General features: G+C 65.5%; 5 protein-coding genes. 4 read left to right on the forward strand and 1 reads right to left on the reverse strand.

The genetic code is table 11. From position 1 onward, the window contains the following. The first annotated feature begins 38 nt into the window (after positions 1–38). From gspE to BLL38_RS26965, 4 genes are all read left to right on the forward strand, one after another. Complete coding sequence (gene gspE, locus BLL38_RS26950; RefSeq protein ID WP_076964999.1) at positions 39–1,457, forward strand: type II secretion system ATPase GspE; 1,419 nt, start codon at positions 39–41, stop codon at positions 1,455–1,457. Further along, positions 1,457–2,665, forward strand: coding sequence for a type II secretion system inner membrane protein GspF (gene gspF, locus BLL38_RS26955; RefSeq protein ID WP_057445154.1), 1,209 nt, complete (start codon positions 1,457–1,459; stop codon positions 2,663–2,665). Before gspE ends, gspF begins: the two co-directional genes overlap by 1 nt. 484 nt (positions 2,666–3,149) lie before the next feature. Continuing rightward, a complete protein-coding gene (locus BLL38_RS26960; RefSeq protein ID WP_076965000.1) occupies positions 3,150–4,340 on the forward strand; it encodes a substrate-binding domain-containing protein in 1,191 nt (396 codons plus the stop codon). A gap of 189 nt (positions 4,341–4,529) precedes the next feature. Further along, the gene (locus tag BLL38_RS26965; protein WP_076965001.1) at positions 4,530–16,841 is read left to right on the forward strand and encodes a filamentous hemagglutinin family protein; all 12,312 of its coding nucleotides are present in this window, start codon (positions 4,530–4,532) and stop codon (positions 16,839–16,841) included. A gap of 150 nt (positions 16,842–16,991) precedes the next feature. On the opposite strand, the gene BLL38_RS32065 is transcribed toward BLL38_RS26965, so the two are convergent. Continuing rightward, positions 16,992–17,072, reverse strand: an 81-nt coding sequence (locus tag BLL38_RS32065) for an IS3 family transposase (RefSeq protein WP_130898233.1), incomplete at its 5' end; no start/stop codon positions are given.

Consider the following 17,072-nt stretch of genomic DNA (forward strand, 5'->3'; position numbering starts at 1 on the left):
GCTTACTGTGCGCTGAGCCGCCGCAAGGGCGGGTCCCTATGAGCCTGCTCCCCTACGCCTGGGCCAAATCCCAACGCATCCTCTTGCAGCCCACCCCCGAAGGCCCACGCCTGACCATCTGCCCCTCGACCCCCGGCTGGTCGATCAGCGAGGTCCACCGGCAATTCGGCGAGGCCGCCATCGAGCAGGTGCGCGACGATGAGCTCGACGGCCTGCTGGCCAGTGCCTACGCCGATACCGGCAGCGCCGCCGCCGTGGTCGGCGCCGCCGAAAACGAAGTCGACCTCGACCGCCTGATGCAGGACATCCCGGAAATCACCGACCTGCTCGACACCCAGGACGGCGCCCCGGTGATTCGCATGATCAACGCCTTGCTGACCCAGGCCGCCCGCGACGAGGCCAGTGACATCCATATCGAACCCTTCGAAACCCACTCCGTGGTGCGCTACCGCGTCGACGGCACCCTGCGCGATGTGGTGTCGCCGCGCAAAGCCCTGCATGGCGCGCTGGTGTCGCGGATCAAGATCATGGCCCAGCTCGATATCGCCGAAAAACGCCTGCCCCAGGATGGACGCATCGCCCTGCGGGTTGCCGGGCGGCCGATTGATATACGGGTGTCGACGGTGCCCACCGGCCATGGCGAACGGGTGGTGATGCGCCTGCTCGACAAACAGGCCGGGCGCCTGCAACTGGAAACCCTGGGTATGGACCCGCAGCTGCTGGCGCGTCTCGATGGCCTGATTCGCCAGCCCCACGGCATCGTTCTGGTCACCGGGCCCACTGGCAGCGGCAAGACCACCAGCCTCTACGCCGCCCTGGCGCGGCTGGATGCCAGCACGAGCAATATCCTCACCGTGGAAGACCCGGTGGAATACGACCTGCCGGGGATCAGCCAGATCCAGGTCAACGCCAAGATCGACATGACCTTCGCCCTGGCCCTGCGTGCGATCCTGCGCCAGGACCCGGACATCATCATGATCGGCGAAATCCGCGACCTGGAGACCGCGCAGATCGCCGTGCAGGCTTCACTCACCGGGCACCTGGTGCTGGCCACGTTGCACACCAATGACGCGGTGTCGGCGGTCAATCGCCTGATCGACATGGGGGTCGAGCCGTTCCTGCTGGCCTCGTCGCTGCTCGGTGTATTGGCCCAGCGCCTGGTGCGCCGCCTGTGCCCGTACTGCAAACAGCCTGACCCGGCGGCCCCCGGCACCTGGCGCCCGGTGGGGTGTGGCCAGTGCAACCAGGTCGGGTACAGCGGCCGCACCGGCATCCATGAATTGTTCTGCGTCGATGACGCGGTGCGCGGCCTGATCCACCAGGGGGCCGGCGAGCAGCAGATACGCGTCGCCGCGCGCCACGCCGGGATGTTCAGCATGCGTGAGGATGGCGAGCGTTGGGTGCGCAGCGGTGCCACTGCGCCGGAAGAAATCTTGCGTGTAACACGGGACGCCTGATGAATCGCTATCGCTATGAGGCCGCCGATGCCAGCGGCAAACTGGAAGCCGGGCACCTCGAGGCCGAGAGCCAGGGCGCGGCCTTTGCCAGCCTGCGCAGCCGTGGCCTGACCGCGTTGCTGGTGCAGCTCGAAGGCAACGCCAACGTGGCAGGCAGCAGCCTGTTCAGCGCCAAGCTGTCGGACAACGACCTGGCCTGGGCCACCCGCCAACTGGCCAGCCTGCTCGGTGCCAGCCTGCCCCTGGAGGCGGCGCTGAGTGCCACGGTGGAGCAGGCGGAAAAAAAGCATATCGCCCAGACCCTCAGCGCAGTGCGCGCCGATGTGCGCAGCGGCATGCGCCTGGCCGATGCATTGGCTGCGCGGCCACGGGACTTCCCATCGATTTACCGGGCGTTGATTGCGGCGGGGGAGGAGTCCGGCGACCTGGCCCAGGTCATGGAGCGCCTGGCCGACTACATCGAAGAGCGCAACAACCTGCGGGGCAAGATTCTCACGGCCTTTATCTATCCAGGGGTGGTGGGGTTGGTATCCATCGGCATTGTGATTTTCCTCCTGAGCTACGTGGTGCCGCAGGTGGTCAGCGCCTTTTCCCAGGCGCGCCAGGACCTGCCGGGGCTGACCCTGGCAATGCTCAACGCCAGTGACTTTATCCGCGCCTGGGGCTGGCTGTGTTTTACCGGGCTGGTCGCGGGCTTCTGGAGTTGGCGCCTGTACCTGCGCAACCCCGTGGCGCGCTTGAACTGGCACAGCCGGGTCTTGCGCCTGCCGCTGCTCGGGCGGTTTGTGCTGGGGCTCAACACCGCGCGTTTCGCCTCGACCCTGGCCATCCTCGGCGGTGCCGGCGTGCCCTTGCTGCGCGCCCTGGAAGCGGCGCGCCAGACCCTGTCCAACGACCGTCTGAGCCAGTGTGTCAGCGATGCCACGGCCAAGGTTCGCGAAGGGGTTAACCTGGCGCCGGCCCTGGCGGTGGAAAAGGTCTTCCCGCCGGTACTGATCCACCTGATCGCCAGCGGCGAAAAAACCGGCGCCCTGCCGCCGATGCTGGAGCGGGCGGCGCAGACCCTGTCGCGGGATATCGAACGGCGGGCCATGGGCATGACTGCATTGCTGGAGCCGTTGATGATCGTGGTGATGGGCGCGGTGGTGCTGGTGATCGTGATGGCGGTGCTGTTGCCGATCATCGAGATCAACCAATTGGTTACCTGACCTGTGAAGATTGCGCCGGTGCAAATGTGGGCGCTGGCTTGCCTGCGATGGCGGCGTATCAGCCGGCAGAAACAGTGACTGAACCACCGCTATCGCAGGCAAGCCAGCTCCCACATTTGTATCGGTGGTGACTGGCTGCAAGTCAATTACCCGACCCGCCCATCACCCCGCCTCGGGTTCGTCATTGCGTCATCTTTGCCCCCCTGCGCACGGCCCGCCCGCCATCGTCGAAACACTCCCTGAAACCTCGCTGTCACCCACCCCGATAAAAGCCACAATCATTGCCAAAACACCCGAGAATCTTTTTAAAAATCAAGCTGTTCCTCCCGAGGTTTTTTCCCTTATCTGTCATCGGAAACTGCGACCTTCGTGTCCATGGCCTCGCCCCGCAAGCCCGCTGGATCACGGCGTGTGAACCGAGTGCCATGGCGTCATGCAAGAGCCATCTACCTCAACGTATGAATACGACGAAAGGAGCTTCTTCATGTTTAAGCGCAACGTTCTCGCGGTATCCATGACCCTCGCGGCCCTCTGCTCGGCCCAGGCTGCATTCGCTGATGTCAACGGCGGTGGCGCAACCCTGCCACAGCCGCTGTACCAGACGCCCGGCGTACTGACTGCCGGTTTCGCCGCCTACATCGGTGTCGGCAGCGGCAACGGCAAGGCCGCGTTCCTGGAAAACAAATACGACAAGCTCGTACCCGGCGTGACCACCAAGAACGTGCACTGGGCCGGCAGCGACTCCAAGCTCAGCGCCACTGAATTGTCCACCTATGCCTCTGCCAAGCAGCCAGGCTGGGGCAAGCTGATCCAGGTGCCGTCGGTGGCCACTTCGGTGGCCATTCCTTTCCGCAAGAGCGGTGCCAATGCGGTTGACCTGAGCGTCAACGAGCTGTGCGGTGTGTTCTCCGGGCGTATCAACAACTGGAGCCAGATCACCGGCGCTGGCCGTAGCGGTGCAATCACCGTGGTTTACCGCAGCGAAAGCAGCGGCACCACCGAACTGTTCACGCGCTTCCTGAACGCCAAGTGCGCTGAAACCGGCAGCTTCGCCGTTACCACCACCTTTGCCAACAGCTACAGCGGTGGCCTGCCGGCCGGTGCCGTTGCGGCTGCCGGCAGCCAGGGCGTGATGAGTGCCTTGAACGATACGACTGTCGCCGAAGGCCGTATCACCTACATGAGCCCTGACTACGCGGCCACCACCCTGGAAGGCCTGGACGACGCGACCAAGGTCGCTCGCGTCGGCAAGGACGTGGCAAGCAACACCGAAGGTGTATCGCCTGCTCCGGATAACGTTTCCGAGGCGATTGATAACGTTTCGGTGCCCGCCGTGGCTGACCGTGGCAACCCGGACAAGTGGGTACCTGTGTTCGGTAAAAACGGCGTGGCCGGCGTGGTGCCTTACCCAACGTCGGGCTACCCGATCCTGGGCTTCACCAACCTGATCTTCAGCCAGTGCTATATCAACGGCACCCAGTCCAACCAGGTCCGTGACTTCTTTGCCCAGCACTACGGCGAGACCGTGAACAACGATGACGCCATCCGCGCCAACCGTTTCGTGCCACTGCCAGACTCCTGGAAAAGCGCGATCCGCAGCAGCTTCCTGACCGCCAGCAACCCGCTGAGCATCGGTAAGACCGACGTCTGCAACGGTATCGGTCGTCCGCTGTAACGCCCGCGTTCCTCGACCTGCAACCCCTGATCAGCAACGGCCTGTGCCGTTGCTGATTTTTTATTGGCTCACCCCGTAGCCGCTGCCGAGCCCAGATGAATTTTCCATGACAGAAGTTCAGTGCTGCCCCTCGCCAACCGCCTACCTCCCATACGTGATGTGCATCTCCACACAGAAGGATGATTCCAGATGGTCCGCTGCAAACCACCGGTAAACCTGAATGCCCGCGGCCCGAGCGGCCAGACTGTCTTGCGCCTCAAGCCGCTGGCCCATGCCATTGCCTTGTTGCTGGTGGCGGGCAGTGCCCAGGGGGCTACGGCGTTCAGTTCCGGCTGGTTTGCCGCCAAGGGCGCGTCCCAGGCAGCCACGGCGGCGCGGCCGGGGGCGCAGGTGCCGGGGATGCCGCCGCCGTTGTCCCAGCAGGCGCGGGTCAACCAGCAGATGCAGCGCTCACTGAGCACCCTCAACAACAGCGTAGCGGCGATTGCCGCCCAGCAGGCTGCCCAGGCGGCCGGGCGCCAGGCCGCGTTGGGCCAGGTCTCGACGATTCCCGACGGCTTGGGCAAGGGCGGTTTGCAGGTCGATAACAGCCTGACCCAAGGCTGGATCAACGCCAAGGGCCCGACCCAAAGCCAGGCCGGTGGCCAGACCACGGTGAGCATCGAACAGACCGCCGACAAGGCCATCCTCAACTGGGAAACCTTTAACGTCGGGCGCAACACCACCGTCGACTTCCAGCAGCAGTCCAACTGGGCCTTGCTCAACCGCGTCAATGACCCCAACGCGCGCCCCAGTGAAATCCAGGGCCAGATCAAGGGCGCTGGCACCGTGATGATCATCAACCGCAATGGCGTGGTGTTCAGCGGCAGCAGCCAGGTCAACGTGCGCAACCTGGTGGCGGCGGCGGCGGCGATCACCGACGAGCAATTCACCCAGCGCGGGATCTACTTCGACGCCACTGGCACCCAGCCAACGTTCACCGATGCCGCGGGCAAGGTCCAGGTGCAGCGGGGGGCGCTGATCCAGACCCATGACGCGGCGACGTCCACCGATGCCGGTGGCTATGCCTTGCTGTTGGGTACGGAAGTGGAAAACGCCGGCACCCTCATCACCGCCAAAGGCCAGACGACCCTGGCCGCCGGCGACAGTTTTTACATCCGCAAGGGCGTGGGTACCGCCGGCAATGCCCGTTCCACCACACGCGGCAATGAAGTCGCCAGCAGCCTCAAGGCCGGCAGCAGCGCGGGCAGCGTGACCAACAGCGGGCTGATCATGGCCGCTACCGGCGACATCACCCTGACCGGGCACACCGTGCAGCAAAACGGCGTAGCCCTGGCCAGCACGTCGGTGGACACCCGTGGCACCCTTCACTTACTCAACTCGGCCAGCGACACCACCGGCAGCGTCAGCCTGGGCGAAGGCAGCACCACTGCGATCCTGCTCGACAGCAGCGGCACCACCGCGCTCAACAACCAGCGCGAAAATGGCCTGGTCAATCTCGACGGTCTGGTGAACCCCCAGGCCAGCGGGCAGTTCAATAACCTGGGCAGGGTGGCCGACCGTACCGATCAGTCGCGCATCGAGATCGTCAGCGGCGGCACCGTGGACTTCCAGAAAGGCTCGATAACCCTCGCCACCGGTGGCCAGGTCGCGGTCAGCGCCGGCCAGCGCAGCCTGGTGCGCGAGGGGGCGATGATCGACGTGTCCGGCGCCATCGGCGTCAAGGTGGCGATGCAAGCCAACAACATCAAGATCAACGTGCAGGGCAACGAGCAGCGCGATGCGCCGGTCAACCGCGATGGCGGGCAATTGATCAACAACGATGTGTGGGTCGATCTGCGCGAGTTGGTGTTTGTACCGGCGGGTACCAACGGCTACGCGACGGACCGCTGGTACACCGCCGGCGGCCTGCTGGAAGTCGGTGGCTATCTGGGCACGCAAGGGCACTCGGTGGGCGAGTGGATGGCCCAGGGCGGTAGCGTGACGTTCACGGGGGATGACGTGGTAACCCAACAGGGTGCGCAGATCAATCTGTCGGGCGGCACCGTGGATGTGCAGGGCGGTTATGTCCAGCAAACCTGGCTCAAGGGCTCGGACGGGCGCTTGTATGAGCTGTCGAAGGCACCGGGCGATATTCTCTACGCCGGGCTTTACAAAGGCTTTGCAGACACCAGCGAACGCTGGGGCCGTACCGACCTGTACTACAACCCGCTGATCGCCCCCCAGCGACGTTTCGAGGCCGGTTATACCGTGGGCCGCGATGCCGGCAAGCTGGTGATCGGTACCGGCAATGCGGTGCTTGAAGGGCAGTTGATCAGTGATGTGTTCCAGGGCGAGCGCCAGACCCAGGCGCCGAACATCAACCTCGACGGTTACCAACAGTCGCAGAAGGCCCAGGCCCAACGTGCGCAACTGATCATTGGCCAGTACACGCCGATCTTCAACAAAAGCACCGGCACTCTGCGTTACGCCCTGACGCCGGGTATGGAGCAGGTGCTGATCGAAGGCGGCACACAAAAAATCGCCGCCGGCCTCGACCTGGGCACCGCGCTGCCGGCCGGGCGCCAGGGCACGCTGGTGCTCGACAGCGCGCAACTCAACGGCTTCCAGTTGGGCGCGATCAAGGTCGGCGCCAAGCAGCAGATTACGGTCAATGGTGGGTTGTCGGTGGCCGACGGTGGCGATATCACCCTGTACGGGCCCCAGGTGGCGGTCAACGCCAATCTGACCGCCCACGGTGGCAGCCTCCACGCCGGCAACGTGCTCAGTCAGGTCAACCTCAATCGGCAGAATGCCGTTGAAGAGGTGATTCTGGCGGGCAGCGGGCACGTCGCGGTGGCCGCCGGGGTGGTGCTGGATGCGTCCGGGCGTTGGAACAACCTGGCCCTGCAGCCGTCGTTCACCGAGGGTGTGGCTTATGCCAATGGCGGCAAGGTGGCGCTGCGTGGCACCGGCGATGTGAGCCTGGGGGCACAGAGCCTGGTGCAGGTGTCTTCGGGCGCTACGGTCGGCCAGGATGGCAAGGTCAGCGGTGGCAAGGGCGGCAGCGTGACGTTGGGCGCGCAGGGCGCCCTGGTGTTGGGCGGTGAGATTCGCGGTTATGGCGTCAGCGGTGGCGGCACCCTGGCGTTGCAGTCGCGCCAGGTATTGATCGGCGATGCAGGCAGCCCGGACGCGGGCACCCTGCACCTGGCGGGGGACTTTTTCAAGAAAGGGTTCTCGGCGTATGACATCACCGGCAACGAAGGGTTGATTGTTGCTGACGGCACTCAGGTCGGGGTCGAGGTGCCGGTGTACCGGGTTGGCGAGCAGGTGCAGACGCTGCCGAGTGGCACTGATCCGGCGAGCCTGATGCAGGTGTGGACACCTGAGTTGTATCAGCAGGACGCGCTCAAGAGCGTGCTGAGCCAGCGGCGCGGTGCCAGCTTGAGCCTCACGGCCGGGCACCTCGACTCCAGCGCTGCGCAATTGGCCAGCACCGCGCTGAGCGTCGGCCAGGGCGCGGTTATCACGGTCGATCCGGGCCAGGCCATCAATTTGCGCAGCGTCGGCCAGTTGACCGTCAACGGTTCGCTCAACGCCTGGGGCGGTAGCGTCAGCCTGGGCGGGCTGAACGTGGCCAGTTCCGAGGCGGTGAATGCCGCAGGTCATGGGCGTTCGATCTGGGTCGGCGAGCAGGCGCTGATCGACGTGGCGGCGCGGGCGGCAAGCGCCGTGGACAATCGTGGCCGCCACTATGGCCTGGTACGCAATGGCGGCAGTATCAGCCTCGGTGGCACGATCAACCTCGCTACCGGCATTGCCCAGGCCAGTGATGTGTTTGTGGTGGTGCGTGACGGTGCGCGCCTGGAGGCGTCCGGGGCCCAGGCGGACCTGGACCTGCCGGGCCAGGGCCGGGTACCGGTGGCCAGCAATGGCGGCAGTATCAGCCTTGCCTCCAACAATGGCCTGTACCTGGACGGGCGCTTTGTGGCCCGGGCCGGTGGTGCCGGGGCCTCGGGCGGCAGCCTGGCCCTGGCCCTGGAAAGCCCTTACTACCTCAGGAGCGCGGTCAGCGACCGCGTGCTCAAGGCGCGGGAACTGTTACTCAGCCAGACCCACCAGCCCAGCACGCTGGCGGGCACTGCCGAGGCCGCGGCTGCGGAGCTGGAGTACGGGCATGCTCGCCTGGGCGTGGACCAGGTCAGCGCCGGCGGGTTCGACAACCTGGCCTTGCTGAGCAATGGTCTGCTGAATGTTGACGGTGATCTGTCGCTGCACATGGGCCAGAGCCTGCGTCTGTACAGTGGCGCTCTGGGGCTGAGTGAGCAGGCTGCGCAGAATGCCCGGGTCAATCTGTCGGCACCGCACCTGCTGCTGGCGGGCATCCTTGCGCCCTTGGAGGCCAAGGACCAATACCAGCATCCGGTGTTGACCAGCGCCATGTCGCAACGCGCCAGCCAGGCGCAGTTCACTGCCAGTGCCAATCTGCTGGAGGTGCGCGGCAATGTGTTGTTCGGCAACAAGAGCAACCTGACCCAGGCCGACAACAGCCAGTTGAGCGTCGACCGCCGTGGTTTCGATGACGTGCAGCTGAGCAGCCAGGGCGACCTGCGTTTTCTCGCGGGGGCCAGCGCCGATGCGGTCGCCCAGGGGATCAGTACGCAGATCATGACCCGGGGCGACATGACCCTGCAGGCCGCGCAGTTGTACCCGGCCACCGAAGTCGGCGCGCGGGTGCTGGCCGGTTACCTGGATGGGGTTGACGGTTACGACCCGACGCGCACCCTGACCATCGCCCGTGCCGGCAACGAGACGGGCGCGGTGCCTTACTCGGCCTTCGGTCGCCTGCAACTGGGCGGCCCGAGCATCAGGCAGGGCGGGGTGGTGCGTGCGCCCCTGGGGTTGATCGAGGTCGGCATCCTGGGCACCCACAAGGTCGAACTGCTGCCCGGCAGCCTGACTTCGGTGAGCGGCAAGGGCCTGGTGCTGCCCTACGGCGGCACGGTGGATGGCCAGGTCTACCAGTACAACGGCAAGACGGTGTCGTTCCTCGGCCAGGGGGCGATTGCCAACCTCAATGGCGATCTCAGCGTGGGGGTAATCCTCGGTGGGCAATCGGTGGCGGTGCTGCCAGAGGCCACGCTGGACCTGTCCGGCGGCGGCGAACTGCTCGGTGCCGGGTTTATTTCCGGCCGTGGCGGCTCCACCGATGCGCGTTATAACCCACTGATGCAGGTCGGCACCCACGGCGGCTTTGTCCTGCCGGGCCTGGGCAGTAACCCGGTGTACGCCATCGTGCCCGGCGCGCAACCGGGTTATGCCCCGGTGGCCCCGGAGGGGGGCGCAGTCGATCCGTTGCTCGGCCAGCAAATCACCCTGGACGCTGGCGTCCCGGGGCTGGCCGCAGGCACCTATACCCTGATGCCCTCCACCTATGCGCTGATGCCGGGGGCGTTCCGTGTCGAAATCAACGGCCTCGCGGGGCGCGGCACCGAAGAGGTGCCACAGGCGCTGCGCAATGGCTCCTGGTCGGCTGCCGGGCGCTTGTCCATCGTCAACACCGGGATCAGTAACCGGGTCGCCAGCCAGGTAATCCTGACCTCGGCCGACACCCTGCGCCGCTACTCCCAGTACAACGAAACCGGCTATGCGCAGTTCGCCGTGGCTGATGCGGCCAAGCTCGGCGTGCCACGGGCGTTGCTGCCGGTGGATGCCAAGACCCTGAAACTGGCGTTGCACCCCGGTGGTGGGGCGAACGCCTTTTCGTTCGCCGGTATCGGCCGCTTTGAGGCGGCCACCGACGGTTTTGCCGGCACTGTTGCAGTGATGAACATGGGAACCGGCGGGATCGAAGTAATGGCGCCAGGCAAGGCCGCCACGGAGGGGTTCGAGGGCGTCAGCGTGGGGGCGGCCAGCCTCAATGCGCTGGGCGCGGCACGCCTGATGATTGGCGGGATGACCCAGGTTTCGTATGGCCAGAGCGGTAACTACATCAACGTGGTCGGCGCCAACAGTAGCTCTATTACCTTGCGTGAAGGGGCGAGCCTGGCCGCACCGGAAGTGTTCCTGGTGAGCTCCACCGGCGAGATCGTCATGGAGCAGGGCGCCTCGATCAATACCCTTGGCCGGGGCAAGGCCAGTTATGACGCACGAGACGGTTTCGTCTACCAGGTGGCGAATATGCTGGCGGTCTCCAACGGTTTGCTCAACGTGGTCAACGCCGTGCAAGCCGGCGGCGCAGCCAGTGGCGGGATCAATCTGGGGGCGTGCAACAGCGCGCCCTGTAGCGGCCAGACTGCCCTGTATTCCGAGGGCAGTATCGTCGCCCTGACCGACAAGACGTTGCAGATGGGGGATGAGGTGCGCTACGGCACCCGTCACCTCAACCTGGGGCTGGCGAGCATTAACGTCGGCAGCCCTGAAGCCCTGGCTGCAGCGGCGGCCGGCAATCGCCTGCCGGCCGGCATGACCCTGACCCAGCAGGTGCTGGACCGCTTGTTGCGTGGTGACACGCAGTTCGGCGCGCCGGCCCTGGAAACCCTGCAACTCTCGGCCCGCGACAGCTTCAACTTCTATGGCTCCAGTGCCCTCGACACCTATGACGCGGTGACCGGCAAGTCGTTGCTCAGCCGCCTGATGCTGGCTGCCCCGGCGATCTACGGGGCCGGCAGCGCCAGTGATGTGGCGAGCATCCACACCGCCAACCTGATCTGGCTCGGCGCTGAAACGCCGGCCGTTGCCGCCATCGACGGCGGCGCCGGCAGCGGTAATGGGCGCCTGGATATCCAGGCCGAACGCATCGAGTTCGGCTATGGCGACTTTGCCCAGCCGAGCACGACCAAGCGCTTCGATCGCCTGGCGCTGGGGTTTGCCCACGTCAACCTCAGTGCCAGTGAGCGCATCACCGCCAACCACAAGGGCAGCCTGTCGGTCTATCAGCGCCAGGGGGCCTATGATCCGCTCAAGGGCTTTGCCTATACCGGCGGCGACTTGAGCATTCTCACGCCACTGCTGACCGGCGAGGCGGGCTCGGTAAACCGCATCACCGCCGGCGGCACCCTGGATATCGGCGCCTCGGCGGGGGCCCGGGGCAAGGTCGAGGGCCTGGGCGGCGAGCTGTCGCTGCAGGGCGACAGCATTCGCCTGGCCAGCGCGGTGGTGCTGCCCAGCGGCAAGGTCACCCTCGACGCCCGTGGCGACGTGGTGTTGACCGATGACGCACTGATTGATGTGGCCGGTCGCGCCATCGTCTTCAACGACCTGACTAAATATGGCGTGGGGGGTGAGGTATCGCTGCAAAGCCGCGAAGGCAATGTGCTGCAGGCCACCGGCTCAACCATCGACCTGTCGGCGCAGCACAACCAGGCGGGCAAGCTGCGGGCCGTGGCCGTGGGTGACACAGGCGGTGTGGTTGACCTGGCAGGCAAGCTTCTGGCAGGCAGCAGCGGTTATTACGATGCCGGCGGCACCCGAGTGCCGTACCTGGCCGGTACGGTTGAAATCCAGGCCCAGCGCCTGGGCACCAGCGGCATCCTGGACGAACAGTTTGCCGCCCTCAACCAACGGCTCAACCAAGGCCAGGTGTTTGGGGCGCGCAGCTTCCAGCTCAAGCAGGGCGACCTGAGCATCGGCAATGAGGTCAAGGCCAACAGCGTCAGTGTCTCGCTGGACAATGGCAGCCTGCGCGTCACCGGGCGGGTGGATGCCAGTGGCGAGCGGGTGGGCAGCATCAACCTGACGGCCAAGACCGGCCTGACCCTGGACGGCAGCGCCGTGCTCGATGCCCATGGCAGCCAGTTGCGGGTGGACAGCCATGGCCAGATCATCGACGCGCCGAACCGCGCCATGGTGGTGCTGGGTTCGGGCCAGGGCCAGTTGACCCTGGCCGATGGCGCGCGTATCGACCTGCGCCATGGGACCGATGGGGGCGTGGGCCATGACGGTCGCAGCCGTGGCACCCTGGAGCTCAATGCTCCGCGCTTGAACAGTGATGACATTGCCATTGATGCCCGTGGCCGCCTGGATATCCAGGGCGCGCGCTCGATTGCCCTCAACGGCATGATCAGCTACGACGATGCGCCGACCAAGACCGATGCCACGGCCAGTGGGCGTCCGTACCAGGTGATCGACCAGAAGTACCTGGACAAAAAACATGAGCTGAGCGTGCTGTTTATCAACGCAGCCCTCAGCAACCACGACCTACTGAATAACAAGCTCGCGGGCCTGAATAACGCCACGTACGCCGACGCCTTGCATCTGCGGCCGGGGGTGGAGATTGTCAGCAAGACGCCCCAGGGTGACCTGGTGGTGCAGGGCGACCTGGACCTGTCCGGTTATCGCTACGCCAGCCTCAACCCACATACCCAGAAAAACCCGGATGTGTATGGCTCCGGCGAAGTCGGCCGCTTGACCCTGCGCGCCGGCGGCGACTTGAATATCTACGGCAGCATCAACGACGGCTTTGCCCCGCCACCGCCGAGCGACGATGACAACGGCTGGGTGCTGCTCCCCGGGATCAATTACACCGGCGGCACCCAAGTAGTGCCAGGCACGGGCGTGACCCTGGCCGACGGCACCAGGTTTCCGGCGGGCGCGATCCTCAACTTCGATGTGTCGATCAAGGCCCTGAGCCTGGCGAACGGTACGCGGTTGCCGGTGCCGGTGACCCTCAGCCAGCCCCTGGTACTGCCTGCCGGTACGGTACTGGCGGCGGCGATACTCGACGGCTCGGGCACGCAGCTGTTCGCGGCGGGGACGCTGCTGAGCCAGAGCCAGACCCTGGAGGCCGGCACGGTTCTGGGGGCCGGTACCCTGTTGACCAGCAACACCAGTGTCAGGGCGATGATCTGGCCCAAGGGCGTGCCATTGCCCGGGCGTCTGGGCAGCACTGCGTTCGTGACCCTCAATGGCAGCAAGGCACTGCCCCGTGGCGCCTTGTTGCCGGCCGGCACCAATGTGAAGTTGGCAGGCAATGCGAAGTCGGTGAAATTGCGGGTCGAGGAGGCCGGCCGCCAGGGCAAGAACTGGGGCGTTGCGCCGATGCTGACGGAAGGCTCCCAGGCGTGGGAGATCCGCCTGGTGGCCGGGGCCGACACCCAGGCGGCCGACAGTAGCAGGCTGCAAGTTTCTCCAGTGACCGGCAACCTGCGTCTGGCCGACAGCCATTACGGCATGTTCGCCCAGGGCGTGCTGGTCTGGACCGAGCAGGGTTCCATCGACAATTACGGCGACACCAGCATGGTCGGCAAGCCCGTGAGCCCTGGCAACCTTGGAACCTGCACGGACTACCCCGGCTCCTGTGAGTCGGGCGGTGATGCCTACAGCCTGGTGGCGGGGGGCAGTAGCCGTTTCAGCGTGGTCCGCACCGGCGCCGCCGACCTGGACTTGCTGGCCGCTGGCAATCTGAGCATGGAATCGCTGTACGGGGTCTACACCGCTGGCAGTTCTTCCACGGGTACCTCGGCCAACGACCCCTACAACCTGCCGCGGGCGCTTGGCGAAAACGCCAAGGTGTTGGGCAATAGCGTGGGTGGCAACGAGAAACTGGTCAATGGCAGCGCAGACAGTGTGTACCGCGCCTGGTATCCGGAGGCAGGCGGCAACCTGTCGTTGAAAGTGGGTGGGAACCTGACCGGTAACATCACCAGCCCGTCACTCAGTGCCTCGGGGCGTCCGGTCCGCAACGATCGCGGCCAGGATTCGGCGAATGTCGGCAACTGGTTATGGCGCCAGGGCAATGGTTTGAGTGGCTCGGCGGCACAAGCGACGGCCTGGTGGATCAATTTTGGTACCTACGCCAGCAACCTTGCCCTGGCGGGGGGCGCCGACCAGATGGTGGGCTTCACCGGCTTCGGTACGTTGGGCGGGGGCAACCTGAATGTCGACGTGGGCGGCGATGCCGGGATCATCCGGCCATTGGCTGCCGGTTATGTGCCCCAGGCGGTGAACTTGCGCAGCCAGGGGTTGGTGTTGGCGGTGGGCAGCACCGGGCGCGTGGCGCCTGACGGCAGCCTGCAGTTGACCGGCGGTGGCGACTTGAACCTGCGGGTCGGCGGTGCCGTGAACCCAGGCAGTCAGATTACCCAGGACCACCTCAACGGCACGCTGGTAAACCTGCGTGGGCACGTGCAACTGACCGGCGGCGCCCTGGGCAGCCTGACCTTGCGTTATGGCAGCCGGGTGATCGACCAGAGCCCCGGCGAAGTCCGCGCCTATGATCCACTGCGCGCCACGTCAGCCGCGGCGGCCGGTGGCTTGAGCCTGTTACCCGGTGATGCCACCTTCAACCTGGCCACCCGTGGCGACCTGGTGCTGCAGGATGTGGCCGATCCAGGGCGCGTCGCGCAGACAAATGCCTTGGCCTACGTTAACGACGGGGTCAACGGCGTAGGGCAGAGCTGGTTCAGCCTGTGGACCCGCAACACGGCAGTGGACCTGTTTTCGGCCGGTGGCAACCTTACGCCGCTGACGCAAACGCTGGAGACGGATATGGCGGCGGTCTATCCCGCCACATTGCGCGCGGTGGCCGCCAGCGGCAGCCTGTATTACGGGCGTGCCGCGACCGCCAACCCTGGCTCGCTGCCACCGCTGGCGGCACTGGTGCTGGCGCCATCGGCCAACGGTCAATTGCAATTGCTGGCTGGGGATTCGATCTATGGCGGCGACCTCACCGTCAGCCGTTCCAGCGCCGCGCCGGACAGCATGGCGACGATCCTCAACCCGGCGTTCCTGGGCTTCGTCAACTCCCTGCCCATCGCGGGCAGCGGCAACCTTTCCGGCGATAGCAACATTGCGCGCCTGGGGCTTTTCCCGCTGTTCACCTTCGGTGCCAACACGGCCAGCACGTCGTGGGGCGATACCCTGGAACCTGCGCGTTTTTATGCGTTGAGCGGTGACCTGCTGGGCGTCAACAGTGGGCGTGCCCTGACCATCACCAGCGCCGGAGACCCGCGTGTGGGGCAAACGTTTTATGAGGGCGCAGGCCCGGTCTGGATGCGGGCGGGGCGTGACATCGTCAGCAGCGGCACGCGCCTGGGGGGCGCCAGCGGTGGCGAAGTGGATACCGGTGAATATGCCTTCGACGCCAACCTGTTCGTGCATAACGGCCTGACTGACATCTCCATTGTCAGTGCCGGGCGCGACATGCTCTACAGCAACTTCAATGTCGCAGGGCCCGGCACCCTGGAGTTGACGGCAGGGCGCAACCTCCTTATGGAGGACAAGGTCAGCGTCAACAGCCTTGGCGCCGTGGCCGCAGGTGACAGCCGTCCCGGCGCGAGCATCGTCATGCTGGCGGGTGTTGGCCCCAACGGTCCGGACTACCGGCGCTTTGTCGAGACTTACCTGAATCCTGAGAACCAACTGCAGACGGGCGAGCCTTTGACGCTGCTGGGAGGCAAAGTCGCCAAGACCTACGAACGCGAACTGGCCGGGTGGCTGGCCGAGCGCTTCGGGTTTGTCGGTGACAGTGAACAGGCCCGCGCCTACTACGCGGCGCTGTCGGCGCAGCAGCAGCGGGTGTTTGCCCGTGAGGTGTACTTTGCCGAACTCAAGGCCGCCGGTCGCGAATACAACCAGGCTGGCGGCGTGCGCGAGGGCAGCTATGTGCGGGGGCGGGCGGCGATTGCCGGGTTGTTCCCGGACAAGGACGTGGCCGGCAATGCCATCGCCTACAAGGGCGATATCACCCTGTTCGGCGGTGCCGGGGTGCACACCAATTTCGGTGGCTCGATCCAGATGCTCACCCCGGGTGGTGGCCAGACATTCGGCATCGAGGGGGCGGCACCGCCGTCCACCGCCGGGGTCATTACCCAGGGCGCGGGGGATATCCAGCTGTATTCCCTGGACAGCATCCTGCTGGGCCAGAGCCGGATTATGACCACCTTTGGCGGCTCGATCATGGGCTGGTCCGCCGCAGGCGATATCAACGCCGGGCGGGGTTCCAAGACCACCGTGGTCTACACCCCGCCACGGCGTGTGTATGACAACTGGGGCAACGTCAGCCTGTCGCCGTCGGTGCCGAGTACCGGTGCGGGGATCGCCACGCTTAACCCGATCCCGGAAGTGCCGGCAGGGGACATCGACCTGATTGCGCCGTTGGGCACCATCGACGCCGGTGAAGCGGGGATTCGTGTGTCGGGCAATATCAACATTGCCGCGCTGCGGGTGGTCAACGCGGCGAATATCCAGACCCAGGGTAAATCGTCCGGGGTGCCGGTGTCGGCGGCGGTCAACACCGCGGCCATGAGCTCAGCCAGCGCGGCGGGGGCAGCGGCATCCCAGGCCGCCGAAGACGCGGCCCGCAACCAACAGGCTGCAGCGCGCCAGGGCCGGGCGTCGATCGTCACGGTGGAAGTGCTGGGGTTTGGCACCGAGCCGGTGCAACGCCGGGAGGAAGAAGCACGCCGGGCGCCGACCTACAACCCCGACAGCCCGGTGCAGGTGCTGGGGGCGGGGCCGTTGAGCGAACAGGCCAAGGCACGGCTGACGGATGAGGAGCGGGGGCAGATCAGTTTGTAAGGTTCACACGGTGAGGGCGAGCTTGCCTGCGGTGGCTATAGGTATCTACACAACTCCTTTCTGGGGTTGTGTACATATCCGTTGCTGCGGTCACGGCCACTTAGGGTTCCGCCCTTACGTGAACTGCCCCCCGAATGTTGGACAGGGACGCTATTGATTCAGCGTCTGGATACGAAATTGTACCGGACTCAAGCCATTCAGTCTGAGGCTTATGCGGTCTTGGTTGTAGTA

The organism is Pseudomonas gessardii, assembly GCF_001983165.1.
Lineage (GTDB): Bacteria > Pseudomonadota > Gammaproteobacteria > Pseudomonadales > Pseudomonadaceae > Aquipseudomonas > Aquipseudomonas gessardii.

Excerpts from the sequence above, each read along its gene's own strand:
- BLL38_RS26960 (WP_076965000.1), top strand. The coding sequence starts at position 3,150 with ATGTTTAAGCGCAACGTTCTCGCGGTATCCATGACCCTCGCGGCCCTC.
- gspF (WP_057445154.1), top strand. The coding sequence starts at position 1,457 with ATGAATCGCTATCGCTATGAGGCCGCCGATGCCAGCGGCAAACTGGAA.
- BLL38_RS26965 (WP_076965001.1), top strand. The coding sequence starts at position 4,530 with ATGGTCCGCTGCAAACCACCGGTAAACCTGAATGCCCGCGGCCCGAGC.
- gspE (WP_076964999.1), top strand. The coding sequence starts at position 39 with ATGAGCCTGCTCCCCTACGCCTGGGCCAAATCCCAACGCATCCTCTTG.